This window comes from Escherichia fergusonii ATCC 35469, from assembly GCF_000026225.1.
Taxonomy (GTDB): Bacteria; Pseudomonadota; Gammaproteobacteria; order Enterobacterales; family Enterobacteriaceae; genus Escherichia; species Escherichia fergusonii.
Genome location: NC_011740.1, coordinates 3,647,371 through 3,669,037, shown reverse-complemented (window position 1 = coordinate 3,669,037; position 21,667 = coordinate 3,647,371). Strand labels below are relative to the sequence as shown.

At 50.9% G+C, this 21,667-nt stretch carries 19 protein-coding genes; 7 read left to right on the top strand and 12 right to left on the bottom strand.

The genetic code is table 11. The features are described 5' to 3' along the window. The first annotated feature begins 17 nt into the window (after positions 1 to 17). Positions 18 to 1,169, top strand: a complete 1,152-nt coding sequence (gene yiaY, locus EFER_RS17965; protein ID WP_000741513.1) for an L-threonine dehydrogenase — start codon at positions 18 to 20, stop codon at positions 1,167 to 1,169. A 200-nt stretch (positions 1,170 to 1,369) separates the two neighbouring features. Continuing rightward, positions 1,370 to 2,908, top strand: coding sequence for an aldehyde dehydrogenase AldB (aldB, locus tag EFER_RS17960; protein ID WP_015953840.1), 1,539 nt, complete (start codon positions 1,370 to 1,372; stop codon positions 2,906 to 2,908). 46 nt (positions 2,909 to 2,954) lie between these two features. On the opposite strand, the gene araD is transcribed toward aldB, so the two are convergent. From araD to yiaK, 9 genes are all read right to left on the bottom strand, one after another. Beyond that, entirely contained in the window at positions 2,955 to 3,650 is a 696-nt protein-coding gene (gene araD / locus EFER_RS17955; protein WP_000893137.1) for an L-ribulose-5-phosphate 4-epimerase, read from the bottom strand. After that, a complete protein-coding gene (locus EFER_RS17950; protein ID WP_015953839.1) occupies positions 3,644 to 4,504 on the bottom strand; it encodes an L-ribulose-5-phosphate 3-epimerase in 861 nt (286 codons plus the stop codon). The genes araD and EFER_RS17950 overlap by 7 nt, the downstream gene beginning before the upstream one ends. After that, on the bottom strand, positions 4,497 to 5,159 hold the full coding sequence (gene ulaD / locus EFER_RS17945) for a 3-keto-L-gulonate-6-phosphate decarboxylase UlaD (protein ID WP_000089466.1): 663 nt from the start codon (positions 5,157 to 5,159) through the stop codon (positions 4,497 to 4,499). The genes EFER_RS17950 and ulaD overlap by 8 nt, the downstream gene beginning before the upstream one ends. Beyond that, a complete protein-coding gene (gene lyxK / locus EFER_RS17940; RefSeq protein ID WP_000196096.1) occupies positions 5,156 to 6,652 on the bottom strand; it encodes an L-xylulokinase in 1,497 nt (498 codons plus the stop codon). Before lyxK ends, ulaD begins: the two co-directional genes overlap by 4 nt. A 3-nt stretch (positions 6,653 to 6,655) precedes the next feature. Continuing rightward, positions 6,656 to 7,642, bottom strand: coding sequence for a 2,3-diketo-L-gulonate TRAP transporter substrate-binding protein YiaO (gene yiaO / locus EFER_RS17935; protein ID WP_000776908.1), 987 nt, complete (start codon positions 7,640 to 7,642; stop codon positions 6,656 to 6,658). A gap of 12 nt (positions 7,643 to 7,654) precedes the next feature. Beyond that, positions 7,655 to 8,932 carry a 2,3-diketo-L-gulonate TRAP transporter large permease YiaN gene (gene yiaN / locus EFER_RS17930; RefSeq protein WP_000279617.1) on the bottom strand — a complete coding sequence of 426 codons (1,278 nt, stop codon included), beginning with the start codon at positions 8,930 to 8,932 and terminating at the stop codon, positions 7,655 to 7,657. Between the two features lie 2 nt (positions 8,933 to 8,934). Next, entirely contained in the window at positions 8,935 to 9,408 is a 474-nt protein-coding gene (yiaM, locus tag EFER_RS17925; protein WP_000721660.1) for a 2,3-diketo-L-gulonate TRAP transporter small permease YiaM, read from the bottom strand. Between the two features lie 117 nt (positions 9,409 to 9,525). Next, positions 9,526 to 9,993, bottom strand: coding sequence for a NanQ anomerase/TabA/YiaL family protein (locus EFER_RS17920; protein ID WP_000576064.1), 468 nt, complete (start codon positions 9,991 to 9,993; stop codon positions 9,526 to 9,528). Between the two features lie 11 nt (positions 9,994 to 10,004). Continuing rightward, positions 10,005 to 11,003, bottom strand: a complete 999-nt coding sequence (gene yiaK / locus EFER_RS17915) for a 3-dehydro-L-gulonate 2-dehydrogenase (protein WP_000868495.1) — start codon at positions 11,001 to 11,003, stop codon at positions 10,005 to 10,007. A 216-nt stretch (positions 11,004 to 11,219) separates the two neighbouring features. Here yiaK and yiaJ point away from each other — a divergent pair, with 216 nt between their 5' ends. Both yiaJ and EFER_RS17905 read left to right on the top strand, forming a co-directional pair. After that, a complete protein-coding gene (gene yiaJ, locus EFER_RS17910; protein WP_000516594.1) occupies positions 11,220 to 12,035 on the top strand; it encodes an IclR family transcriptional regulator YiaJ in 816 nt (271 codons plus the stop codon). A 116-nt stretch (positions 12,036 to 12,151) separates the two neighbouring features. Continuing rightward, entirely contained in the window at positions 12,152 to 12,625 is a 474-nt protein-coding gene (locus tag EFER_RS17905; RefSeq protein WP_001078806.1) for a 4Fe-4S dicluster domain-containing protein, read from the top strand. 36 nt (positions 12,626 to 12,661) lie between these two features. Here the strand turns inward: EFER_RS17905 and avtA are convergent, their stop codons facing one another. Continuing rightward, positions 12,662 to 13,915 (bottom strand): valine--pyruvate transaminase, encoded by a 1,254-nt coding sequence (avtA, locus tag EFER_RS17900; protein WP_000144372.1) that lies wholly within the window; start codon positions 13,913 to 13,915, stop codon positions 12,662 to 12,664. Positions 13,916 to 14,090: 175 nt separating this feature from the next. Continuing rightward, positions 14,091 to 16,121, bottom strand: coding sequence for an alpha-amylase (gene malS / locus EFER_RS17895; RefSeq protein WP_000761196.1), 2,031 nt, complete (start codon positions 16,119 to 16,121; stop codon positions 14,091 to 14,093). Between the two features lie 320 nt (positions 16,122 to 16,441). Here malS and EFER_RS17890 point away from each other — a divergent pair, with 320 nt between their 5' ends. Beyond that, positions 16,442 to 17,266, top strand: a complete 825-nt coding sequence (locus EFER_RS17890; protein ID WP_002431798.1) for a protein bax — start codon at positions 16,442 to 16,444, stop codon at positions 17,264 to 17,266. Positions 17,267 to 17,319: 53 nt separating this feature from the next. On the opposite strand, the gene xylR is transcribed toward EFER_RS17890, so the two are convergent. After that, a complete protein-coding gene (gene xylR, locus EFER_RS17885; RefSeq protein ID WP_000459815.1) occupies positions 17,320 to 18,501 on the bottom strand; it encodes a D-xylose utilization transcriptional activator XylR in 1,182 nt (393 codons plus the stop codon). Between the two features lie 304 nt (positions 18,502 to 18,805). Here xylR and xylA point away from each other — a divergent pair, with 304 nt between their 5' ends. Then, on the top strand, positions 18,806 to 20,128 hold the full coding sequence (gene xylA, locus EFER_RS17880) for a xylose isomerase (RefSeq protein ID WP_001149554.1): 1,323 nt from the start codon (positions 18,806 to 18,808) through the stop codon (positions 20,126 to 20,128). 72 nt (positions 20,129 to 20,200) lie between these two features. Further along, positions 20,201 to 21,655, top strand: coding sequence for a xylulokinase (xylB, locus tag EFER_RS17875; RefSeq protein WP_000275332.1), 1,455 nt, complete (start codon positions 20,201 to 20,203; stop codon positions 21,653 to 21,655). Positions 21,656 to 21,667 lie beyond the last annotated feature (12 nt).

Genomic DNA, 21,667 nt, shown 5'->3' with positions numbered 1-21,667 from the left:
ATAATCAGGAGAGTGTTATGGCAGCTTCAACCTTTTTTATTCCTTCTGTGAATGTAATTGGTGCTGATTCATTGAACGACGCAATGAATATGATGGCGGAATATGGTTTTCGCCGGACATTAATTGTTACTGACAGCATGCTGACTCAATTAGGTATGGCGGGAGATGTACAAAAAGCATTGCAAGAGCGTGATATTTTCAGCGTTATTTATGATGGTACTCAGCCTAACCCAACGACAGAAAACGTTGCTGCAGGTCTCAAACTGCTGACCGAAAATAATTGTGATAGCGTAATCTCCCTGGGCGGTGGTTCTCCGCATGACTGCGCAAAAGGTATTGCGCTGGTAGCGGCCAACGGTGGTGATATCCGTGATTATGAAGGCGTTGACCGCTCTGCAAAACCGCAGCTGCCGATGATCGCCATCAACACCACTGCGGGTACTGCATCAGAAATGACTCGTTTCTGCATCATCACCGACGAAGCACGTCACATCAAAATGGCGATTGTTGATAAGCACGTGACTCCGCTGCTTTCTGTCAATGACTCCTCGCTGATGATCGGTATGCCGAAGTCACTAACCGCCGCCACTGGTATGGATGCTTTAACACACGCTATTGAAGCGTATGTTTCAATTGCTGCAACGCCGATCACTGACGCTTGCGCACTGAAAGCGGTGACCATGATTGCCGAAAACCTGCCGTTAGCCGTTGAAGATGGCAGCAATGCTAAAGCGCGTGAAGCAATGGCTTACGCTCAATTCCTCGCTGGTATGGCATTCAACAACGCATCTCTGGGTTATGTTCATGCGATGGCGCACCAGCTGGGCGGTTTCTACAACCTGCCACACGGTGTATGTAATGCTGTTCTGCTGCCACACGTTCAGGTGTTCAACAGCAAAGTCGCTGCTGCGCGTCTGCGTGACTGCGCTGCTGCCATGGGCGTTAACGTGACAGGTAAAAATGACGCAGAAGGTGCAGAAGCGTGCATCAATGCCATCCGTGAACTGGCGAAGAAAGTGAATATCCCGGCAGGCCTGCGTGACCTGAACGTGAAAGAAGAAGATATTCCGGTGCTGGCAACCAATGCCCTGAAAGACGCCTGCGGCTTTACTAACCCGATCCAGGCAACTCACGAAGAAATTATGGCGATTTATCGCGCGGCGATGTAATCATCATTCCCACAATGGCTGGCTAATTGTCAGCCATTTTTTCAACTCTCTCAAAATTTGCGATTTTTGAGAGAGTTTTAGTTATCTCTGTAATCCTTGCCCGTAAATTCGTGATAGCCGTCGTAAAGCTATCACCAGCTGGCGAAGATTTGGCCAGTCACGTCTACCCTTGTTATACCTCACACCGCAAGGAGACGATCATGACCAACAATCCCCCTTCAGCACGTGTTCAGCCCGGCGAGTATGGTTTTCCTCTTAAGTTAAAAGCACGCTACGATAACTTTATCGGCGGCGAGTGGGTCGCGCCTGCCGACGGTGAGTATTACCAGAACCTGACGCCGGTGACCGGGCAGCTACTGTGCGAAGTGGCGTCTTCGGGCAAACGTGACATCGATCTGGCGCTGGATGCTGCGCATAAAGTGAAAGATAAATGGGCGCATACCTCGGTGCAGGATCGAGCGGCGATTCTGTTTAAGATTGCCGATCGGATGGAGCAGAACCTCGAGCTGTTAGCGACGGCTGAAACCTGGGATAACGGCAAACCTATCCGCGAAACCAGTGCAGCCGATGTGCCGCTGGCGATTGACCATTTCCGCTATTTTGCCTCGTGTATTCGGGCGCAGGAAGGCGGTATTAGTGAAGTGGATAGCGAAACCGTGGCTTACCACTTCCACGAACCGTTAGGCGTGGTGGGGCAGATTATCCCCTGGAACTTCCCGCTGTTGATGGCGAGCTGGAAAATGGCCCCTGCGCTGGCGGCGGGCAACTGCGTTGTGCTGAAACCCGCACGTCTTACCCCGCTTTCTGTACTGCTGCTAATGGAAATCGTCGGTGATTTACTGCCGCCGGGCGTGGTGAACGTGGTCAATGGCGCAGGTGGGGAAATTGGCGAATATCTGGCGACCTCGAAACGCATCGCCAAAGTGGCGTTTACCGGCTCAACGGAAGTGGGCCAACAAATTATGCAGTACGCCACGCAAAATATTATTCCGGTAACCCTGGAGCTGGGCGGCAAGTCGCCAAATATCTTCTTTGCTGATGTGATGGATGAAGAAGATGCCTTTTTCGATAAAGCGCTGGAAGGCTTTGCACTGTTTGCTTTTAACCAGGGCGAAGTTTGCACCTGTCCAAGTCGTGCCTTAGTGCAGGAGTCTATCTACGAACGCTTTATGGAGCGCGCCATCCGCCGTGTCGAAAGCATTCGCAGCGGTAACCCGCTCGATAGCGTGACGCAAATGGGGGCGCAAGTTTCGCACGGGCAACTGGAAACCATCCTCAACTACATTGATATCGGTAAAAAAGAGGGCGCAGACGTGCTCACCGGTGGGCGGCGCAAGCTGCTGGAAGGCGAACTGAAAGACGGCTACTACCTCGAACCGACGATTCTGTTTGGTCAGAACAATATGCGCGTGTTCCAGGAAGAAATTTTTGGTCCGGTGCTGGCGGTAACCACCTTCAAAACGATGGATGAGGCGCTGGAGTTGGCGAACGACACGCAATATGGCCTGGGCGCAGGTGTCTGGAGCCGCAATGGTAACCTGGCCTATAAGATGGGGCGCGGCATTCAGGCAGGGCGCGTGTGGACCAACTGTTATCACGCTTACCCGGCACATGCGGCGTTTGGTGGCTATAAGCAGTCGGGTATCGGGCGCGAAACCCATAAGATGATGCTGGAGCATTACCAGCAAACCAAGTGCCTGCTGGTGAGCTACTCAGATAAACCGTTGGGTCTGTTCTGATGTGAAAAGCTGCCCGGCGTGTATTGCCGGGCACACTCAGGCATGGTTACTGCCCGTAATAGGCATTGGCCCCATGTTTACGCAGGTAATGCTTATCCAGAAGTTCGTTTTGCATCGCAGGGAGCTGTGGCGCAAGCTGGCGCGAGAACAGGCCCATATAGGCGCACTCTTCGAGTACCACGGCATTATGCACCGCATCGGCGGCGTTATTGCCCCAGGCGAACGGACCGTGAGAATGCACCAGTACCGCCGGGATTTGTGCCGGACTCCTGCCACGTTCTTCGAAGGTTTCAATGATCACTTTGCCGGTCTGGTATTCATACTCGCCGTTAATCTCCGCTGCGGTCATCTGTCGCGTGCAGGGGATTGCGCCATAGAAATAATCGGCGTGCGTGGTACCCCAGGCGGGGAGATCCAGCCCGGCCTGCGACCAGATGGTGGCGTGGCGCGAGTGGGTATGCACAATACCGCCAATTTCTGCATAGCGACGATAAAGCGCCAGATGCGTTGGCGTATCGGACGAGGGCTTTTTGCTACCTTCCACCACCTTGCCGCTGGCTATCTCAACCACCACCATATCGTCGGCGGTCATCACGTCGTACTCGACGCCGGAAGGCTTAATTACCATCCATTGCCGCGTCTCGTCTACCGCACTGACATTGCCCCAGGTAAACGTCACCAGATGGTGAGCGGGAAGCGCCAGATTTGCCGCCAGTACGTCGGCTTTCAGTTGTTCTAACATATAAATCCGGCCTCCTGCATACGCGCTTCAATCCAGCGCCGTGCCTGAATAATCTCCAGCACCGGCTCTTTGGCTTTTTCGGTCCACATCTCAATCAGAAATGATCCGCGATAGTTCAGTTCATGCAGCGTTTTGAAGATGCCAACGAAATCGACGCAGCCTTCGCCAAACGGCACGTCGCGGAACTGTCCGGGGCTTTGCTCGGTGACTGGCTGGGTGTCTTTCAGGTGGATGGCGGCGATACGGTCAATGCCCAGTTTCAGTTCGGCGGGAACATCATTGCCCCACGCGCTAAGGTTGCCGACGTCCGGGTAGACGGTGAACCACGGCGAGGCGAGCATCTCGTCCCACTTTTTCCATTTGCTGATGGAGTTCATAAACGCGGTATCCATAATCTCCACCGCCAGCATTACTTGTGATGCCGCCGCCTGTTCGACAGCCCACGTCAGCCCTTCAGCAAAACGTTGCCGGGTACCTTCGTCATGGTCTTCGTAATAGACGTCGTAGCCCGCCAGTTGAATGGTGCGAATACCGAGATCGCGCGCCAGATGAATTGCTTTGCTCATGATCTCCCGTGCTCGCTGGCGTGCCGCGTCGTCACGGCTACCAAAAGGAAAACGACGATGTGCGGACAGGCACATCGACGGGATCCCAACGCCCGTTTCGATCATCGCGGCAACCAGCGAAGTCCTTTGTGCGGCGCTCCAGTCAAGGCGCGACAGACGCTCGTCGGTTTCATCCACCGACATTTCGACAAAATCAAAACCGCAGCTTTTTGCCAGCACCAGCCGCTCCGGCCAGGAGAGATCTTTCGCCAGCGCTTTTTCATAAATCCCTAACGGATGATTACGCACGCGCGCCTCCCCAGATAGCGTCGATTTGCGCATGGAAGTCGGCAGCTACCTGTGCCGGATTTGCTGCGCCTGCCAGTGCTCGTCCGGCAATAAATGCCTTCACGCGGATATCTTTAAACAGCGGCAGGTCAGCAGGCGTAATCCCGCCGGTAACGGAAAGCTCAAGGCCGATATCGGAAAGCGCCTTCATGCGTGCCAGATCGGCTTCGCCCCACTGTTGCCCGCTGGCTTGCGCGTCACGGCCACGATGATAAATGGCCTGCCGCACGCCAATACGATGCCAGTCGCGGGCGTCGTCCAGCGTCCAGTTACCAAAAAGCTCTATCTGGATTTCACCACCGCAGCTTTGCGCCATTGCGTGGCCTTTTTCTACCGTCGCGAGCGGCGCAGCGCAGATGATGGTCATCCAGTTAGCGCCTGCGCCAAACGCCTGTTGCGCGAGCGTTTCACCAGCATCGGCGACCTTCCAGTCAGCAACGATGATTTTGTCCGGGCACTGTTCGCGCAAGGCTTTCACCGCGCCAAGCCCTTCGTTTAAACAGAGAATGGTGCCCGCTTCGACGATATCGACGCTGTCTTTTAACAGCGCAACGTCGCGCTGTGCGGCTTCAAGTGATGAGTGGTCGAGGGCCAGTTGCAGAAGTGGTCTGCTCATAATGTGTTCTCCTTAACGCGGGCATGAAAGCCCTGTAGTGCGGCAATGAGGTGCTGATAGCGTTGGTATTTTTGTTGGTAAAGCTGATGGGCGGTCATATCCGGTAACAGGGTGCGCACCGGGTGCTGTTGATCGCGCTGGGCTTCACTGAAATCGCGATAAACACCGGTGCCGACGCGGGCTGCAAGCGCCGCGCCAAAACAGCCGGTTTCTTCCACCTGCGGCAGTTCGATACGTAAGCCGCTGACGTCCGCCAGCATTTGCATCCAGACATCGGAGTGCGCCGGGCCACCAGTCACGCGCAGGGTGTGAACATCAGTAAAACGTTCGCGCATCCGGTTGAGATGGGTCATATGGCTGAACACCACCCCTTCATAGATGGCCTGCAACAGGTGCGCGCGGGTGTGAATAGCCTGCATCCCGTAGAAACCGCTGGTCATCTCAAGTCCGGCGTTGCTGCCGTACAGGAACGGCAGGAAAAAGAGATCGCCACCGGCTTTCGGTAAGCTGACAACAGCCTGGTTGATCTCAGCAAACGAGATTTCTCCCCACTGCGCGGTAAACCATTCGAGATTGCCGGAAGACGTAGGGCTGGCTTCGTGAACGATAAATTCATCGTCGTTAACGTAGCGGCCATAGACATACGGATGCGCTTCACCGTCACCTAAACCGCTGGTTATGCCGCTGGTCACCGCCCAGGTCCCCATCACCGCATTGAGGGTAAATTCGTCTTCGATTCCGGCGCAGAGTGCGGTAGAAACCACATCAAACAGGCCGCCGACAACGGGCGTACCCGCTTTCAGACCGGTCAGTGCGGCTGTCTGAGCGGTGATTTCCCCGCAGATTTCGGCAGATCCGACAACAGGCGGCAGGGCGAGATTGATTTCACTGATCCCCAGCCAGTCGGTGAGGCACGGGTCATATTCCCCAAGACTCATGTTGTAGAGATTGGATTCGGAAATATTGCTCTCTTCGCAGCCTTTGACACCGGTTAAACACCAGCGCAGGTAGTCGTGCGTCATCATCACGCAGCCAATTTGCGCGTAGCGTTCTGGTTCGTGCTCTTTCAGCCAGCGTAACAGCGACACCGGATGCCCGGTCCACAAGGTTTGTCGGGTCAGCGGGTAGAGTTTTTCCGGGATGCTATCTTCCTGCCAGCGACGAACGATTTCCATCGCCCGGCGATCCGAGGACAAAATGGCGTTACCGAGCGGCTTGTCGTTTTTATCCAGCAAAAACAAGCCCTTTCCCTGTGCGGAGATACCGATGCCGACAATTTGCTCCCCGCTAACGCTGGAATGGGTAAGCAGGGAGCGAATGACAGCCATGCAGCATTGCCACAGTTCTGCCATATCGCGCTCTGCCCAGCCTGGCTGCGGGCTTAATGCGCACAGCGGCAGGCGCTGCACGCCTGCCTCCCGGCCTTCGCGGTCATACAGGCCGGCTTTCAGCCAGCTACCGCCACAATCTAACCCCAGCCAGTATTGCGTCATGGCTTATTGCACCTCATCCACGGCTTTCAGCAGGTCAGCGCCCTGCGGAACATCTTTTACAAACATGTCGCGGACCTGAGTACCCAGAGCGTCGCTAAAGGCTTTGCGATCAAGTTCGGTGATGACTTCCACGCCAGCGTCTTTCATGCCGTCGATGATTTTTTGCTGATTTTCGGCGACCAGTTTGCGCTGGTAGTTACCTGCTTCTTGTGCTGATGAGATAAGCACTTGCTGGAACTCCGGGCTTAAGCCATCAAATTTCGCTTTGTTGATCACTACCAGAAGCGGGGAATAGGCATGGTGAGTCAGAGATAGGTACTTCTGCACTTCATAAAATTTTGCCGACCAGACGACGTTGATGGGATGTTCCTGAGCGTCGATAGTGCGTGTTTCCAGTCCGGTATAGACTTCGGCAAACGGCATCGGGATAGGGTTAGCGCCAAATACTTTAAATGCGGCGATATTCATCGGGCTGTTGTTGGTGCGGATTTTCAGCCCTTTCAGGTCGCCAGGCGTTTTAACCGGTTGGCGTGAGTTGGTGACATCGCGCCAGCCGTTTTCCCAGTAGGCCAGTACTTTCAGTCCCTTACCTTCAAGGGAGGCCTTCAGTTCATCGCCGACTTTGCCGTCGAGCGTTTTATGCGCGTGGGCGGTATCGCGGAACAGGAAAGGAACATCAAGCAGGTTCATCACAGGTGATAATCCGGCAAAGTTATTCGAGCCAGACATCTCCATATCAATAGTGCCGCCACGCACGCCACTGATCATCGCTTGTGCGTTACCGAGAGTACTGTCCGGGAACAGTTTTAATTTCAGCTCGCCTTTGGTTCTCTCCTGCAATAAATCATTAAATTTTTTCGCCGCAATATGTTGAGAGTCGGTTTGCGATGTTTCATAACCGAAACGTAATGATTGTGTCGCCAGTGAAGATGTACTGAATGCAGCCAGGCCAGCAATGAATAATGCGTAGGTTACAGAACGTAATTTCATAATATTTTCCTTTTAATTAATCCATTTCAACGGGAGGATGATGAGATCGGGAATAAAAACAAATAAGGCTAATAAGGAATATAAAACCAGGACGTAAGGGAAAACGCCTCTGACTGCATCATCGAATTTGAGTTTAGCCACCCCTGAAATAACGTTAAGCACATTACCGATAGGCGGTGTAATTAAGCCGATTGAGCAGTTGATGATAAACATGACACCGAAATAAATCGGATCGATTCCTGCCTCTTTAACTAAAGGCATTAATACCGGGGTAAGAATTAACACCGTCGGCGTTAAATCCATGACCATGCCGACAATCAGGATAGCCACCATAATGACGATAAACAGCAGACGCGGTGAATCGACCAACGGTTGCAGTAAATCAGAAACCATCATCGGCAATTCAGCAATGGTAATCAGCCAGGCAGAAACTTGTGCCGAGGCCACCAGAAACATCACCACTGAGGTCGTTTTCGCCGCGCCAATGAGTACATGCCAAAGTGTGGCGAAGGTCATTTCACGGTAAATAACTGTGGCGACAAACAACGCATAGAAAGCAGCAACGGCCCCGGCTTCGGTAGGGGTAAACAGACCGGAGCGAAAGCCGCCAATAATAATGACCGGAAGAAATAGCGCCCAGATACCGGAAACAAAAGATTGCCAGATTTCTCGTTTCGTTGCTTTTTGCTGACGGGGTAAATTAAGACGACTGGCCTGCCACCACCAGGTGAGCATCAGCGTTGCGCCCATCATAATGCCTGGGGCAATACCCGCCATAAACAACTTACTGATGGATAATCCGCTGGAAACACCGAAGATAATAAACGGAATGGAAGGGGGAATAATTGGCGCGATAATGCCGCCAGAGGCAATCAGCCCCGCAGCCCGGTTGACCGGGTAGTTAGCGCTGCGCATCATCGGCACTAATAGCGCGGCAACGGCGGCGGTATCAGCAACAGCAGAACCAGAAAGGCTCGCCATAATCATAGCCGCCAGCACGCCGACGTAGCCCAGCCCGCCTGGTTTATGCCCCACCAGTTTCATCGGCAGGTCAACAATGCGTTTTGATAAGCCGCCCGCATTCATGATTTCACCCGCCAGTACAAAGAACGGAATCGCCAGCAGGGAGAAGCTGTCAGCACCGTTTACCAGCGTTTGCGCCATGATCTGGACATCAAACATATCCAGCCAGAACATAAGCGCCGCCCCGCACAACAGTAGCGACCAGGCAATAGGCAAACCGATAGCAATGCCACCCAACAGGCAGCCCAGAAAAATCAGCACAGCCATGATTAAGCTCCTTGCGGTGGCGGCGTTAGGGAATTGCTACGCGTGATGAGTTGATATAAAAGGCGCAGCTCAAAGAATGCGATAACGAGGCTGGTGGGCAGACAAGCGGCATACATCAGGCCGATGGGCAAGCCGAGGATCGGTGAATAATCGCTCCAGTCCTGAATTGTTTTTAGCGTTGCGCCCCAGGCCAGTGCGCCACAAATAAATAATATTAAGGAATGGGTGATCAGAGCGACTCGCCGCTGCCACGCGGGGGAGAGTTTCTCCACCAGAAAGGTAACCTGAACGTGGGCGTTATCCATAAAAGCCACAATCGCGCCAATAAAGGTTAACCAGACAAATAAATAACGCGACAATTCATCTACAGATAAAATACTTGTCTGAAAACCATATCTTAAAATAATGTTTATAAACACAATACAGGAAAGTACGGCGAGATTAATCGCCAGTATTGCTTCAAGTATTTTTTTCATAGCTATTCCTTGAGGCTATGTTTGTCATAATTCAAGTTGCATGTGCAGCAACCTGAATTATTAATATAGTTAGAGCAATAACATTACCCAGGCGTTCTGGCGTAGACGATTATTCGATTAATTTAGCGCCGTTAATGCGACTTTAACCACAACTTTTCGTATCTCAGAGGCTGTTTGCAGAATACAGCCTGGTCGATGAACATCCTGAGGAAAGAAAATAGCGTAGCTACCCGGTATCATTTCTATAAATGATTCATGTTCACTATCGTGATAAAAAATAATATCGCGCTGCTCTAATAGTGATTCGCTGACTTTATTATTTCCTGTATCAATAGCAATGCCGATTTTCTCTTTGCCCCACGCCAGAAATTGAATATCAATATAGCGACGATGTACTTCCGGGCGATTTTCCTCCGCCGGACGTGTCGTTAAATCGATAATTTGCGCATAAATATTTTTGCCGTCGATTTCGACAACGCCCGGCTCCAGGGCGTTGAAATCGGTAGCGCGCAGAAAATCGAGCGCCTTTTCAATGGCGGCGGGAAAACGGCACGGGTTAGGCTGCGCGATATGTCCAAAAATCATGGCTTATCTCCTTATAACGCCTGGATTTTAGCCCATACGCTGTCATCAACGGTAATACCGTTACGGCGGTTTTCTGCCAGCAGGGTGGTAAATTCGTGGCCGGGTAAGCGAATGGCCTGGTTTTCATCGGCACGTTCAGCGGTAGTAACGTAATCCATGATGCGTTGCAGCTTGGCATCGCGGGTGGGGCCGTCGATCAATTTATCCACTTCGATGGCGATAAAGATTTGCGAAACGCCATATTCGTCGCTGTTATCCTGGGTGACTTCGGCAACGGATGCGCCGTCGGAAAGGAGAGTAGCGATCATATCCAGCACGATCGACATACCAGAACCTTTCCAGTAGCCCATCGGCAAAATGCGGCGATTTTTCTCGATTACACCAGGTTCTTTGGTGAGGTTGCCTTCATCGTCAAAGCCGCCATCGACCGGGAGCTGACGACCTGCAAGGCGGTTAACTTCTAACATGCCGTAGGAAAACATCGACATCGACATATCGACCATGGTGATTGGGGTAGAAGGAATGGCGACGATCAGCGGGTTAGTGCCGATGCGACACTCTTTTGCGCCCCACGGCGGCATTACGGCGATGGAGTTGGTCCAGCAAATGCCAATATAGCCTTTTTCCGCCGCCTGCCAGCCGTAGCTGCCGCCGCGCATCCAGTGGTTGGCATTACGCAACGCCACCAGACCAATACCGTGATCGGCAGCCAGTTCAATGGCGCGATCCATCATCTTTTTCGCCGTCAGATTGCCGATTGAACGCTGAGCATCCCATTGCTCGATAGCGCCAAGAGTGGTTATACGTTTGGCCTCGGCATCGGGAATGATATCGCCATTATCCAGTTGTTGGATGAAGCGTGGGAAGCGGTTAACACCGTGAGAATAAACGCCTGATTCGGTGGTGCGGGCAAACATTTCAGCACAGGCATCGGCGGTTTCAACAGCCACTCCCCGGGAAAGTAATACCCGATTGAAGGCTGCTTTTAACTGTTCAAATGACACTTTCATCCCTGGATTCCTTATTTTTGTGTGATCGCTTTTTTATCGCTAAATTTCACTATGCGAAATTTGATTTCAAATATATCGATCGCTATTTAACAAAGCAATCTGATTCATGATTTTAAAAAATAAACAAAATCAATATGTTGTAAATTATCTGTCGAGATCGTGAACTGCGACACACTTTGCGCTACCATCAGGGCGCGACAAAATGGGAAGCCGAATATGGGGAAAAAAGAGGGCGATATGACGCAAGAAAAAGAAAGGCCAGCCGGAAGTCAGAGCCTGTTTCGCGGTTTGATGTTGATTGAGATCCTCAGTAACTATCCCAACGGATGTCCACTGGCGCTTCTCTCTGAACTGGCAGGGCTGAACAAAAGTACCGTCCACCGTTTATTGCAGGGGCTACAGTCCTGCGGTTATGTGACAACAGCTCCGGCAGCGGGTAGCTACCGCCTGACCACCAAATTTATCGCCGTTGGGCAAAAAGCATTGTCATCGCTGAATATCATTCATATTGCCGCTCCGCATCTTGAGGCGTTGAATATTGCTACCGGTAAAACGATTAATTTCTCCAGCCGCGAAGATGATCACGCGATTTTGATTTATAAACTGGAACCCACCACCGGGATGCTGCGAACCCGCGCTTATATTGGTCAGCATATGCCGCTCTACTGTTCGGCGATGGGCAAAATCTACATGGCGTTTGGTCAGCCGGAATATGTGAAATCTTACTGGGAAAGCCATCAGGAGGAGATCCAGCCATTGACGCGCAATACCATCACTGAATTACCTGAGATGTATAAAGAGTTAGCGCAAATTCGTGAAAGCAGCATGGCGATGGACCGGGAAGAGAATGAAATAGGTGTTTCCTGTATTGCTGTACCTGTATTTGATATTCACGGGCGGGTGCCGTACGCAGTTTCTATCTCTCTTTCGACGTCACGTCTTAAACAAATCGGCGAAAGCAATCTGCTTAAGCCGCTACAGGAAACCGCTCAGGCAATTTCCCGCGAGCTTGGCTTTACGGTACGTGATTGAGCGAACGATCAAAACTTGATGAAATTCTGACAAATTTTTCTCGTACCCCTTTTTTGATCAAGGCGAGAATGATATTTCGTCTGGCACTCTTAGCGTTTTACGACGGGGGGAAGGGAATGAACCGATTTATTATGGCCGATGCTGGTAAGTGTATCGGCTGTCGCACCTGCGAGGTGGCTTGTGCGGTGTCGCATCAACAAAATCAGGATTGTGCCGCACTGTCGCCTGCCGAAATGGTGTCGCGTATTCGGGTAATCAAAGATCAAGCCTTTACCACGGCGGTTGCCTGTCATCAGTGCGAAGATGCCCCGTGTGCAAATGTCTGTCCGGTACAGGCGATTCGCCGTGAACGAGGGCATATCTTTGTAGAACAGTCGCGTTGTATTGGCTGCAAGAGCTGCATGTTGGCTTGCCCGTTTGGGGCGATGAGAGTTGTTGCGCAGGAATCTCAGGTGCAGGCGATTAAATGCGATCTCTGTTGGCATCGGGATAACGGGCCTGCCTGCGTTGAAGCTTGCCCGACACATGCGTTGCAGTGCGTGGATGCGATGCAAGTACAGCGTCAGCGGCTGCGGCAACAACCTGTTTAAAACATCCCCGGCCTGTTTCAGTGCCGGGGTGCTTGATTAATGACTTTCCGCCCAGGCGCGTTCAATCTCTTCTGCCAGAATCTTCACGCCCTCTTCAATTTTCTCCGGCTCTGGTACGTAGTTCATGCGCATACATTGGTGCGTATGCGGCCACGGTTTATCCAGCCCAGGGAAAAAGTAGTGACCGGGCACCATCAGCACCCCACGAGCTTTTAGGCGTTGATAAAGCTGCTCGGTGGTAATGGGTAAATCTTTAAACCATAACCAAAGGAAGATCGCGCCTTCAGGCTTGTGAATCAAACAGCGATCTTCTGGCAAGTAGCGACGAATAATCGCGATTGTCTGTTGAACGCGCTGAAAGTAAAACGGCTTAATCACTGTTTCCGACAGGCGTAGCAAATCATTACGTTTGATCATTTCACACATCATCGCCGGGCCAATACCGCCAGGTGCGAGACTGATAATGCCGTTCATATTGGTAATGGCAGTGATGATCTTTTCATTGGCAATAATAATGCCGCAGCGGGAACCGGGTAGCCCCAGTTTGGAGAGACTCATGCATAACACGATATTGGGATTCCACAGCGGACGCGCTTCGCTGAAGATAATTCCGGGGAATGGCACGCCATAGGCATTATCAATCACTAATGGAATACCGTGTTGATTAGCCAATGCATCCAGCTTTATCAATTCGTCATCAGTGATCACATTCCCTGTCGGGTTAGTTGGTCTGGAGACACAAATCATCCCCGTTTCTTCGCCAATACGCAGATGTTCAAAGTCCACGTGATACTTAAACTGGCCTTCCGGCAAGAGTTCGATATTCGGGCGTGCAGAGACAAACAGATCCTCTTCCAGCCCGGAATCAGCATAGCCAATGTATTCCGGGGCTAACGGGAACAGCACCTTTTTGACGCGACCATCAGCGCGTCGTCCGGCAAACAGATTAAACAAGTAGAAAAATGCACTCTGGCTGCCATTTGTTAGTGCAATATTCTGAGGTTCAATATCCCAACCCAGCTTCTCACGTAGCAGTCCGGCCAGTGCTGTCAGCAGTTCTGTCTTGCCTTGCGGTCCGTCGTAATTACACAAGGCATCGGTGGCTTTGCCACTTGCCAGCATGTCTGTCAGCAGCGTCTGGAAGTAGTCGTGCATTTCCGGGATCTGCGCCGGATTTCCACCACCAAGCATAATCGCGCCAGGTGTACGTAAACCGTCGTTAAGATCTTCCATCAGCTGGGTAATGCCAGAATGGCGGGTAAATTTGTCGCCAAAAAGTGAGAATGTCATAGCGGATTTTCTGTCGAACTCAGTATCAAGGAAGGTAACAATAACGCTACATTTGGTGGGGTGCAAATCAGCTGTAAGTGGCGTGATTGGCGGTTTATGCTGGGTACTGTCTATTAAATAGAATTTGATTCTGATAAGGCTTCCCGGCAGTTTGCCACACGGGAAGCCAAAACCATTAATGTTGGCCCGCCCAGATAACCATCACTTTATCGTCGCCATGTTCGCGAACAAATCCGTAACCTTGTGGCAAAGATAACGTGGTTTGTTTGCCTGCGCCTATTGCCAGGTGACGGGCGCGGAACTGGCTGATGCGCTGCCAGTGCTTGACGCTGGCGGCGGATTTATCGCTGACATCCTGCCAGTTCATATCCGAACGAGTGCCTTGCAACGGATCTGAACCGGTGGGGCCAAACGGACGTAAGGATTCATCACCGTAAAAAATTTGCACTGCACCAGGAGCGAGTAAAAGCAGTTCTGCTGATTTTTTGCCACCTTCGCGGAACAGACGAGTATCGTGTGAGGAGAGATAACTTAGTACGTTGAAATCCTGCAATTTCTCTGCCATTTGCTGCCAGATGTTGTCCATCTGTGCCAGGCAATCTACCGCTTTCGCTGCTTGCTCCTGATAATCGAAATTGATCATCGCGTCGAAGCCGTTGCGGTAGTAGTCGCTTTGCATCACGCCATGACCCCAGGCTTCTCCGGTCATCCAGAAGGAATTGTCATCTAACGCTTTTTCGGGATTAGCTTTCTTCCACTCGTTAAGTGCGGCACTGGCTTCGGTTTTTAGTTGTTGCCAGGCGGGCAACTCAACATGTTTGGCCGTATCCACCCGGAATCCGTCGATACCATAATCGCGTACCCATTGGCTTAGCCAGTGAGTTAAATAATCGCGCGGCGTATAACCATCGATGGCTTTGGCGTGAGTATCCGGTTTGTTTTTATAGAATACCGGCAGGCCAGAAGCGGTAGTGGATTCAGTTTTTATATCCGGTAGAAAGGCCAGCGACATGGTGAGATCGTCAAAACCGGGATTGTCGTAATCACCAATATCGGTACGGATCCAGTTTTTTCCCCACCACTTTTCCCAGCCTGTTTTGTCGCTGAAATTGATGTAATCGTTAAAGCTATGCCATGTTTGCCCGGCAGCGGGCTTCCAGTCACTCCAGCGCTCGCCCAGTGTTTTTTTCAGCTCGTCACCGGAAAGGTATAACGCGCCGAACTGAAACTCCTGCATATCCGCCAGCGTGGCATAGCCAGTATGGTTCATCACCACATCAAAAATAATTCGGATACCGCGCTGGTGCGCACCGTCAACCAGTGCCCGCAGTTCGGCTTCGCTGCCTATATTGGCATCAAGGTTCGTCCAGTCCTGGGTGTAATAGCCATGATAGGCATAATGCGGGAAGTCGCCTTTTGTACCGCCGCCAACCCAGCCATGAATTTGCTCAAACGGGGCGCTGATCCATAAAGCATTGACGCCCAGTTGCTGGAGATAATCCAGTTTGTTGGTCAGCCCGCGTAAATCACCACCGTGGAAGGTGCCAATTTCCTGCATGCCATCTTTATGGCGTCCGTAACTTTGGTCATTGCCGGGATCACCATTTTCAAAACGGTCTGTCAGTACAAAGTAAACTGTGGCGTTATGCCAGTCGAAAGGGGCGGAAGTATGCGTTTCTGCGTGTTCCAGAAGCAGTAAGCCGTTACTTTCAGTTACCGGTTTTAAGGTGATATGGCCATTTTTCACCGTAACGATTTGCTGACTGTAGTATTCACGTATCGCAGCGCCTTCAGGAAAGGTTTGACTGACATCCAGAGTGAGCGGTTGCCCATCCCATTTCGGGCATTCACGTATCAGATTTATTGTTGGTTGTGCGGTGCTGGTCACCGAAATCATCAACGTTGGCGTGCCAGAGCGTGTATCAACTTGTAAGGTGTACTCGCCATCGCGGAATAATCGCCACTGGGGAGGCGTGCTGTCACAAGGTTTCAGGGAAAGCATCTGATTGAGTTTTATGGCATCCGCAGGTTGCCAGCACTGTTGGTCAAAATTTAACGTTAACGCGCGCGTACCTTTGGTCAGCTGCGCGTGACTGGCATATTTACCTGTACTTTGTTCGTCAAAGGTGGGAAATCCCCCGGAAGTCCAGGTGGCGGCAACGGCAACGCCAGGCAGAAGTAGCAGAAAACAGGCGGCAAGTTTCATAATGGATGAGCTCTTATTGCTGCGAATTTCACCAGTTTGCCAGTGATAAGTCCGGTAAAACTCCTCCCTGGTAATCATTGCACGAGGATGAGGCGAAAGGGTGAGTATTTGGCCCGGGATTTAAGCGTATTTTTTGCGATAAACCCCACATTTTCTGCGATTTAGCGCCAATCTGAATCGTTAGCACGTGACATAGTTTCAGAATTGGACTATTCCTTGGGGTGCTTTTGAGGGCTATTTTTGATATGATTTGAGATTCAACTCTCAAATTTGTGAAAAAGATAAGGTGTTGGAATGATTAAATCCGACCAGGAGACCTGATGATATTGACTCCCATGCGAAGATATGGGGCGATGATTCTTATGTTACTCACTTTGGTATTTTCGAGTGAGGTGTTAGCGAAGACGCACACGACAACAACGAGTCAAAAGTCCCACATAACTAAGGCTAGTAATAAGCAGGTAAGCAGTAAACAAGAGTATTCTCGCAATAGTGTAAAGAGCAGTTCACTTCCTGATTTGCGAAAATACCCTTCCGGAACACCAAGGAAAAAAGCGTTTCTCCGGACGGTTATGCCTTATATTACCAGTCAAAATGCTGCTATCACGGCGGAGCGTAACTGGCTGATTTCAAAACAGTACCAGGGCAAATGGTCGCCTTCAGAACGGGCTCGTTTGAAAGATATCGCCAAACGCTACAAGGTGAAGTGGTCTGGCAATACGCGAAAAATCCCGTGGAATACGCTGCTTGAACGTGTAGACATTATTCCTACCAGCATGGTAGCGACGATGGCTGCAGCAGAAAGCGGTTGGGGTACGTCGAAACTGGCACGTAGCAACAACAACTTGTTTGGCATGAAATGTGGCAAAGGTCGTTGTAATAATGGTCCGGGTAAAGTGAAAGGCTATTCTCACTTTGATTCTGTCAAAGAGTCGGTGAGTGCTTATGTCACTAACTTGAATACGCATCCAGCCTACTCGTCGTTCCGTAAATCACGTGCGCAGCTGCGTAAAGCGGATCAGGAAATCACCGCTACCGCGATGATTCATAAGCTGAAGGGGTATTCTACAAAAGGGCAGAGCTACAATAACTATCTGTACGCGATGTACCAGGATAACCAGCGCTTAATTGCCGCACATATGTAACCCTAAAAGCCGGAAGAACACGCTCAATGCGCTCTCCGGCTTTTTTGTATCTTTTAAATCACCAACACTTCACTATGCCGATCGCGATACTCTTTGGGTGTCGTGTCGTACTCTTTTTTAAACACTGAATAGAAATACTGTAGTGAAGGATAGCCACACATCTGCGAAATTTCGTTGATCGACAATGTGGTAGAGACCAACAGGCTACGTGCTTTCTCCAGTTTTTCAGCGTGAATGACGGCATGAATGGTTTCGCCCACTTCCTCTTTAAAGCGCTTCTCCAGGTTTGAGCGAGAAATTCCCACAGAATCAAGCACCTGATCAACCTTTATCCCTTTGCAGGCATGATTACGAATAAAGTGCATCGCCTGAATAACAGCGGGATCGGTCAGGGAACGATAGTCAGTGGAACGGCGCTCAATGACACGAACAGGAGGAACAAGGATTCGCTGTAACGGCAGTTCTTCTTTGTTCAGCAAGCGATGTAGCAATTTTGCCGCCTGATAGCCCATTTGCCGCGCTCCCTGAGCCACGGAGGAGAGTGCCACACGCGATAAGTAGCGCGTCAGTTCTTCGTTATCGATCCCAATAACACTTAATTTTTCTGGCACCGGGATATGCAGATGCTCACAAGCTTGCAGGATATGTCGGGCGCGGGAATCTGTGACGGCAATTATGCCTGTTTGCGGCGGCAAAGTTTGTAACCAGTCCGCCAGTCTGTTCTGGGCGTGTTGCCAGTTTTCTGGTGCGGTTTGTAGGCCCTGATACACCACTCCACGATATTTTTCTTTCGCAACCAACTGGCGGAAGGCATGTTCTCGCTCGGCAGCCCAGCGTTTGCCACTGGCAGCAGGCAAACCATAGAAAGCAAAACGATTGATCCCTTTTTCTTTTAAATGCAAAAAGGCGCTTTCAACCAATGCATGGTTATCTGTGGCGACATAATGTACATAAGGATAATTTTCTGCCAGATGGTAAGAACCACCAACGCCGACAATGGGAACATGAACATCGGCCAGTAAGTGTTCAATTTCTTCATCGTCGTAATCCGCTATTACGCCATCGCCGAGCCAGTCTTTAATGTTATCAATCCGGGCCCGAAAATCCTCTTCAATGAATATGTCCCATTCTGATTGTGATGCCTGTAAATATTCTCCCACGCCTTCAACAACCTGCCGGTCGTAGGCTTTATTGGCATTAAATAACAGAGTGATACGGTGACGTTTATCAAACATGTGAACATATCCTGCACGGCTAAATATGGGCGAAATGATATTATCACTACGATGATGCATTGCGAATTCACCATACTCAAAACTGGAAAGCAATTCCCATTTTTTATCTTCGGGTTATGGTTTTTTGTTTATTTTTTAATATTCGACAGCGATCAGCTTTTAATTTGTTGTTTTTGCGAGCCAGCGCACAATTGCGTATTCTCTTAATTCGGGTGTGAAATAACGTAATTGAGCATCAAATCAGGAAATTCCAGTATTAAGGCATCGAAGTTACTCGCCGTATTACCTGATTAGGGAGTTCAATATGCAGGCTTATTTTGATCAACTCGACCGTGTTCGTTACGAAGGCCCGAAAACCACTAACCCGTTAGCATTCCGCCATTACAATCCTGATGAGCTGGTACTGGGTAAACGTATGGAAGATCACTTGCGTTTTGCTGCCTGCTACTGGCATACCTTCTGCTGGAACGGTGCGGATATGTTTGGTGTTGGCGCGTTTGATCGCCCATGGCAACAGCCGGGTGAAGCGCTAATGCTGGCGAAACGTAAAGCTGACGTAGCCTTTGAATTCTTCCACAAACTGAATGTACCGTTCTACTGTTTCCATGATGTTGACGTGTCACCAGAAGGCGCATCGCTGAAAGAGTACAAAAATAACTTCGCTGAAATGGTTGATGTGCTGGCAGCGAAACAAGAACAAAGCGGTGTGAAACTGCTATGGGGTACAGCGAACTGCTTTACTAACCCACGCTACGGCGCAGGGGCGGCAACTAACCCGGATCCAGAAGTCTTTAGTTGGGCGGCAACACAAGTGGTTACCGCGATGGAAGCAACCAAACGCTTGGGTGGTGAAAACTATGTACTGTGGGGTGGTCGTGAAGGTTATGAAACCCTGCTGAATACCGATCTGCGTCAGGAGCGCGAACAACTTGGGCGCTTCATGCAGATGGTTGTTGAGCACAAACACAAAATTGGCTTCCAGGGCACACTGCTGATTGAGCCGAAACCGCAGGAGCCAACCAAACACCAGTACGATTACGATGCCGCCACGGTATATGGCTTCCTGAAACAGTTTGGTCTGGAAAAAGAGATCAAACTGAATATCGAAGCTAACCATGCGACGCTGGCAGGTCACTCTTTCCACCACGAAATTGCCACCGCCATCGCGCTGGGGCTGTTCGGCTCTGTTGATGCCAACCGTGGTGATGCGCAATTGGGCTGGGATACCGACCAGTTCCCGAACAGCGTGGAAGAGAATGCGCTGGTGATGTATGAAATCCTTAAAGCGGGTGGCTTTACCACCGGTGGTCTGAACTTCGACGCCAAAGTTCGTCGTCAGAGCACCGATAAATACGATTTGTTCTACGGTCATATTGGCGCAATGGATACTATGGCGCTGGCATTGAAAGTGGCTGCCCGTATGATTGAAGACGGTGAACTGGACAAACGTGTGGCGCAGCGTTACTCCGGCTGGAATAGCGAGCTGGGTCAGCAAATTCTGAAAGGCCAGATGTCACTGAGTGACCTGGCAAAATATGCCCAGGACCATAATCTGTCTCCGGTCCATCAGAGCGGTCACCAGGAATTACTGGAAAGTCTGGTGAATCATTATTTGTTCGATAAATAATCGTTAACAAAGACAGTCCCTGAGCCCGGTAAGCGGTAGCGATACCGGGCATTTTTGTAAGGAATGATCGCTATGTATATCGGGATAGATCTTGGTACATCGGGTGTAAAAGCTATTCTGCTCAATGAACAGGGTGAGGTTGTCGCGTCGCATACAGAAAAACTTACCGTATCACGCCCCTATCCTCTCTGGTCAGAGCAAGATCCAGAACAGTGGTGGCAGGCAACCGACCGTGCTGTAAAAGCATTGGGGCAGTTGCATTCACTACAGGGTGTTAAAGCGTTAGGTATTGCCGGGCAGATGCATGGAGCAACGCTTCTTGATTCGCAAAATCAGATTCTGCGCCCGGCTATTTTGTGGAATGACGGTCGATGCGGTGAAGAGTGTGCTTTGCTGGAGCAAAAAGTACCACAGTCTCGGGCTATCACCGGCAACCTGATGATGCCTGGCTTTACTGCGCCAAAACTGCTTTGGGTTCAGCGTCACGAACCGGAGGTTTTCAGCCGGGTGGCAAAAGTGTTACTGCCGAAAGATTATCTGCGTCTGCGTATGACGGGCGATTTTGCCAGCGATATGTCTGATGCCGCAGGAACGATGTGGCTGGATGTGGCGAAGCGTGACTGGAGCGATGTCATGCTGGAGGCCTGTCAGTTAACCCGTGATCATATGCCTGCGCTTTACGAAGGCAGTGAAATCACCGGCACGTTATTACCGGAAGTTGCCCGTGCATGGGGAATGCCATCTGTACCTGTTGTTGCGGGTGGGGGCGATAACGCCGCAGGGGCCGTCGGCGTGGGAATGATTGACGCAAACCAGGCGATGTTGTCGCTCGGAACATCTGGTGTGTACTTTGCTGTTAGCGAAGGCTTTTTGAGCAAGCCGGAAAGCGCCGTGCATAGCTTTTGCCACGCATTGCCGGAACGCTGGCATTTAATGTCAGTGATGTTGAGTGCGGCATCATGTCTGGACTGGGCGGCGAAATTAACCGGTATGGAATCTGTTCCGGTACTGATTAACGCAGCACAACAGGCTGATGAAAAGGCCGATCCTGTCTGGTTCTTACCTTATCTTTCTGGCGAGCGCACGCCACACAATAATCCACAGGCGAAGGGTGTTTTCTTTGGACTAACCCATCAGCATGGTCCGGCGGAGCTGGCAAAAGCAGTGCTTGAGGGAGTGGGATATGCCCTGGCCGATGGTATGGATGTGGTCCACGCATGTGGTGTTAAACCGCAAAGCGTAACGTTAATTGGTGGTGGTGCGCGTAGTGCGTACTGGCGTCAGATGCTGGCGGATATTAGTGGTCAGCAACTGGATTATCGTACAGGCGGTGATGTTGGTCCGGCACTCGGCGCGGCCAGGTTGGCACAAATTGCCGTCGGCAAAGACAAGTCGCTGGCAGAATTGCTACCACAACTCCCACTGGAGCAAACCCATACCCCAGATGCTCAACGTCATGTGGCATATCAGCCACAACGTGACACTTTCCGTCGTCTCTATCAGCAATTGCTGCCTCTTATGGGGTAATAAATTCCCCTG

Coding starts and splice junctions, on each gene's coding strand:
- yiaY (WP_000741513.1), top strand. CDS start 18: ATGGCAGCTTCAACCTTTTTTATTCCTTCTGTGAATGTAATTGGTGCT.
- aldB (WP_015953840.1), top strand. CDS start 1,370: ATGACCAACAATCCCCCTTCAGCACGTGTTCAGCCCGGCGAGTATGGT.
- araD (WP_000893137.1), bottom strand. CDS start 3,650: ATGTTAGAACAACTGAAAGCCGACGTACTGGCGGCAAATCTGGCGCTT.
- ulaD (WP_000089466.1), bottom strand. CDS start 5,159: ATGAGCAGACCACTTCTGCAACTGGCCCTCGACCACTCATCACTTGAA.
- lyxK (WP_000196096.1), bottom strand. CDS start 6,652: ATGACGCAATACTGGCTGGGGTTAGATTGTGGCGGTAGCTGGCTGAAA.
- yiaO (WP_000776908.1), bottom strand. CDS start 7,642: ATGAAATTACGTTCTGTAACCTACGCATTATTCATTGCTGGCCTGGCT.
- yiaN (WP_000279617.1), bottom strand. CDS start 8,932: ATGGCTGTGCTGATTTTTCTGGGCTGCCTGTTGGGTGGCATTGCTATC.
- yiaM (WP_000721660.1), bottom strand. CDS start 9,408: ATGAAAAAAATACTTGAAGCAATACTGGCGATTAATCTCGCCGTACTT.
- EFER_RS17920 (WP_000576064.1), bottom strand. CDS start 9,993: ATGATTTTTGGACATATCGCGCAGCCTAACCCGTGCCGTTTTCCCGCC.
- yiaK (WP_000868495.1), bottom strand. CDS start 11,003: ATGAAAGTGTCATTTGAACAGTTAAAAGCAGCCTTCAATCGGGTATTA.
- yiaJ (WP_000516594.1), top strand. CDS start 11,220: ATGGGGAAAAAAGAGGGCGATATGACGCAAGAAAAAGAAAGGCCAGCC.
- EFER_RS17905 (WP_001078806.1), top strand. CDS start 12,152: ATGAACCGATTTATTATGGCCGATGCTGGTAAGTGTATCGGCTGTCGC.
- avtA (WP_000144372.1), bottom strand. CDS start 13,915: ATGACATTCTCACTTTTTGGCGACAAATTTACCCGCCATTCTGGCATT.
- malS (WP_000761196.1), bottom strand. CDS start 16,121: ATGAAACTTGCCGCCTGTTTTCTGCTACTTCTGCCTGGCGTTGCCGTT.
- EFER_RS17890 (WP_002431798.1), top strand. CDS start 16,442: ATGATATTGACTCCCATGCGAAGATATGGGGCGATGATTCTTATGTTA.
- xylR (WP_000459815.1), bottom strand. CDS start 18,501: ATGTTTGATAAACGTCACCGTATCACTCTGTTATTTAATGCCAATAAA.
- xylA (WP_001149554.1), top strand. CDS start 18,806: ATGCAGGCTTATTTTGATCAACTCGACCGTGTTCGTTACGAAGGCCCG.
- xylB (WP_000275332.1), top strand. CDS start 20,201: ATGTATATCGGGATAGATCTTGGTACATCGGGTGTAAAAGCTATTCTG.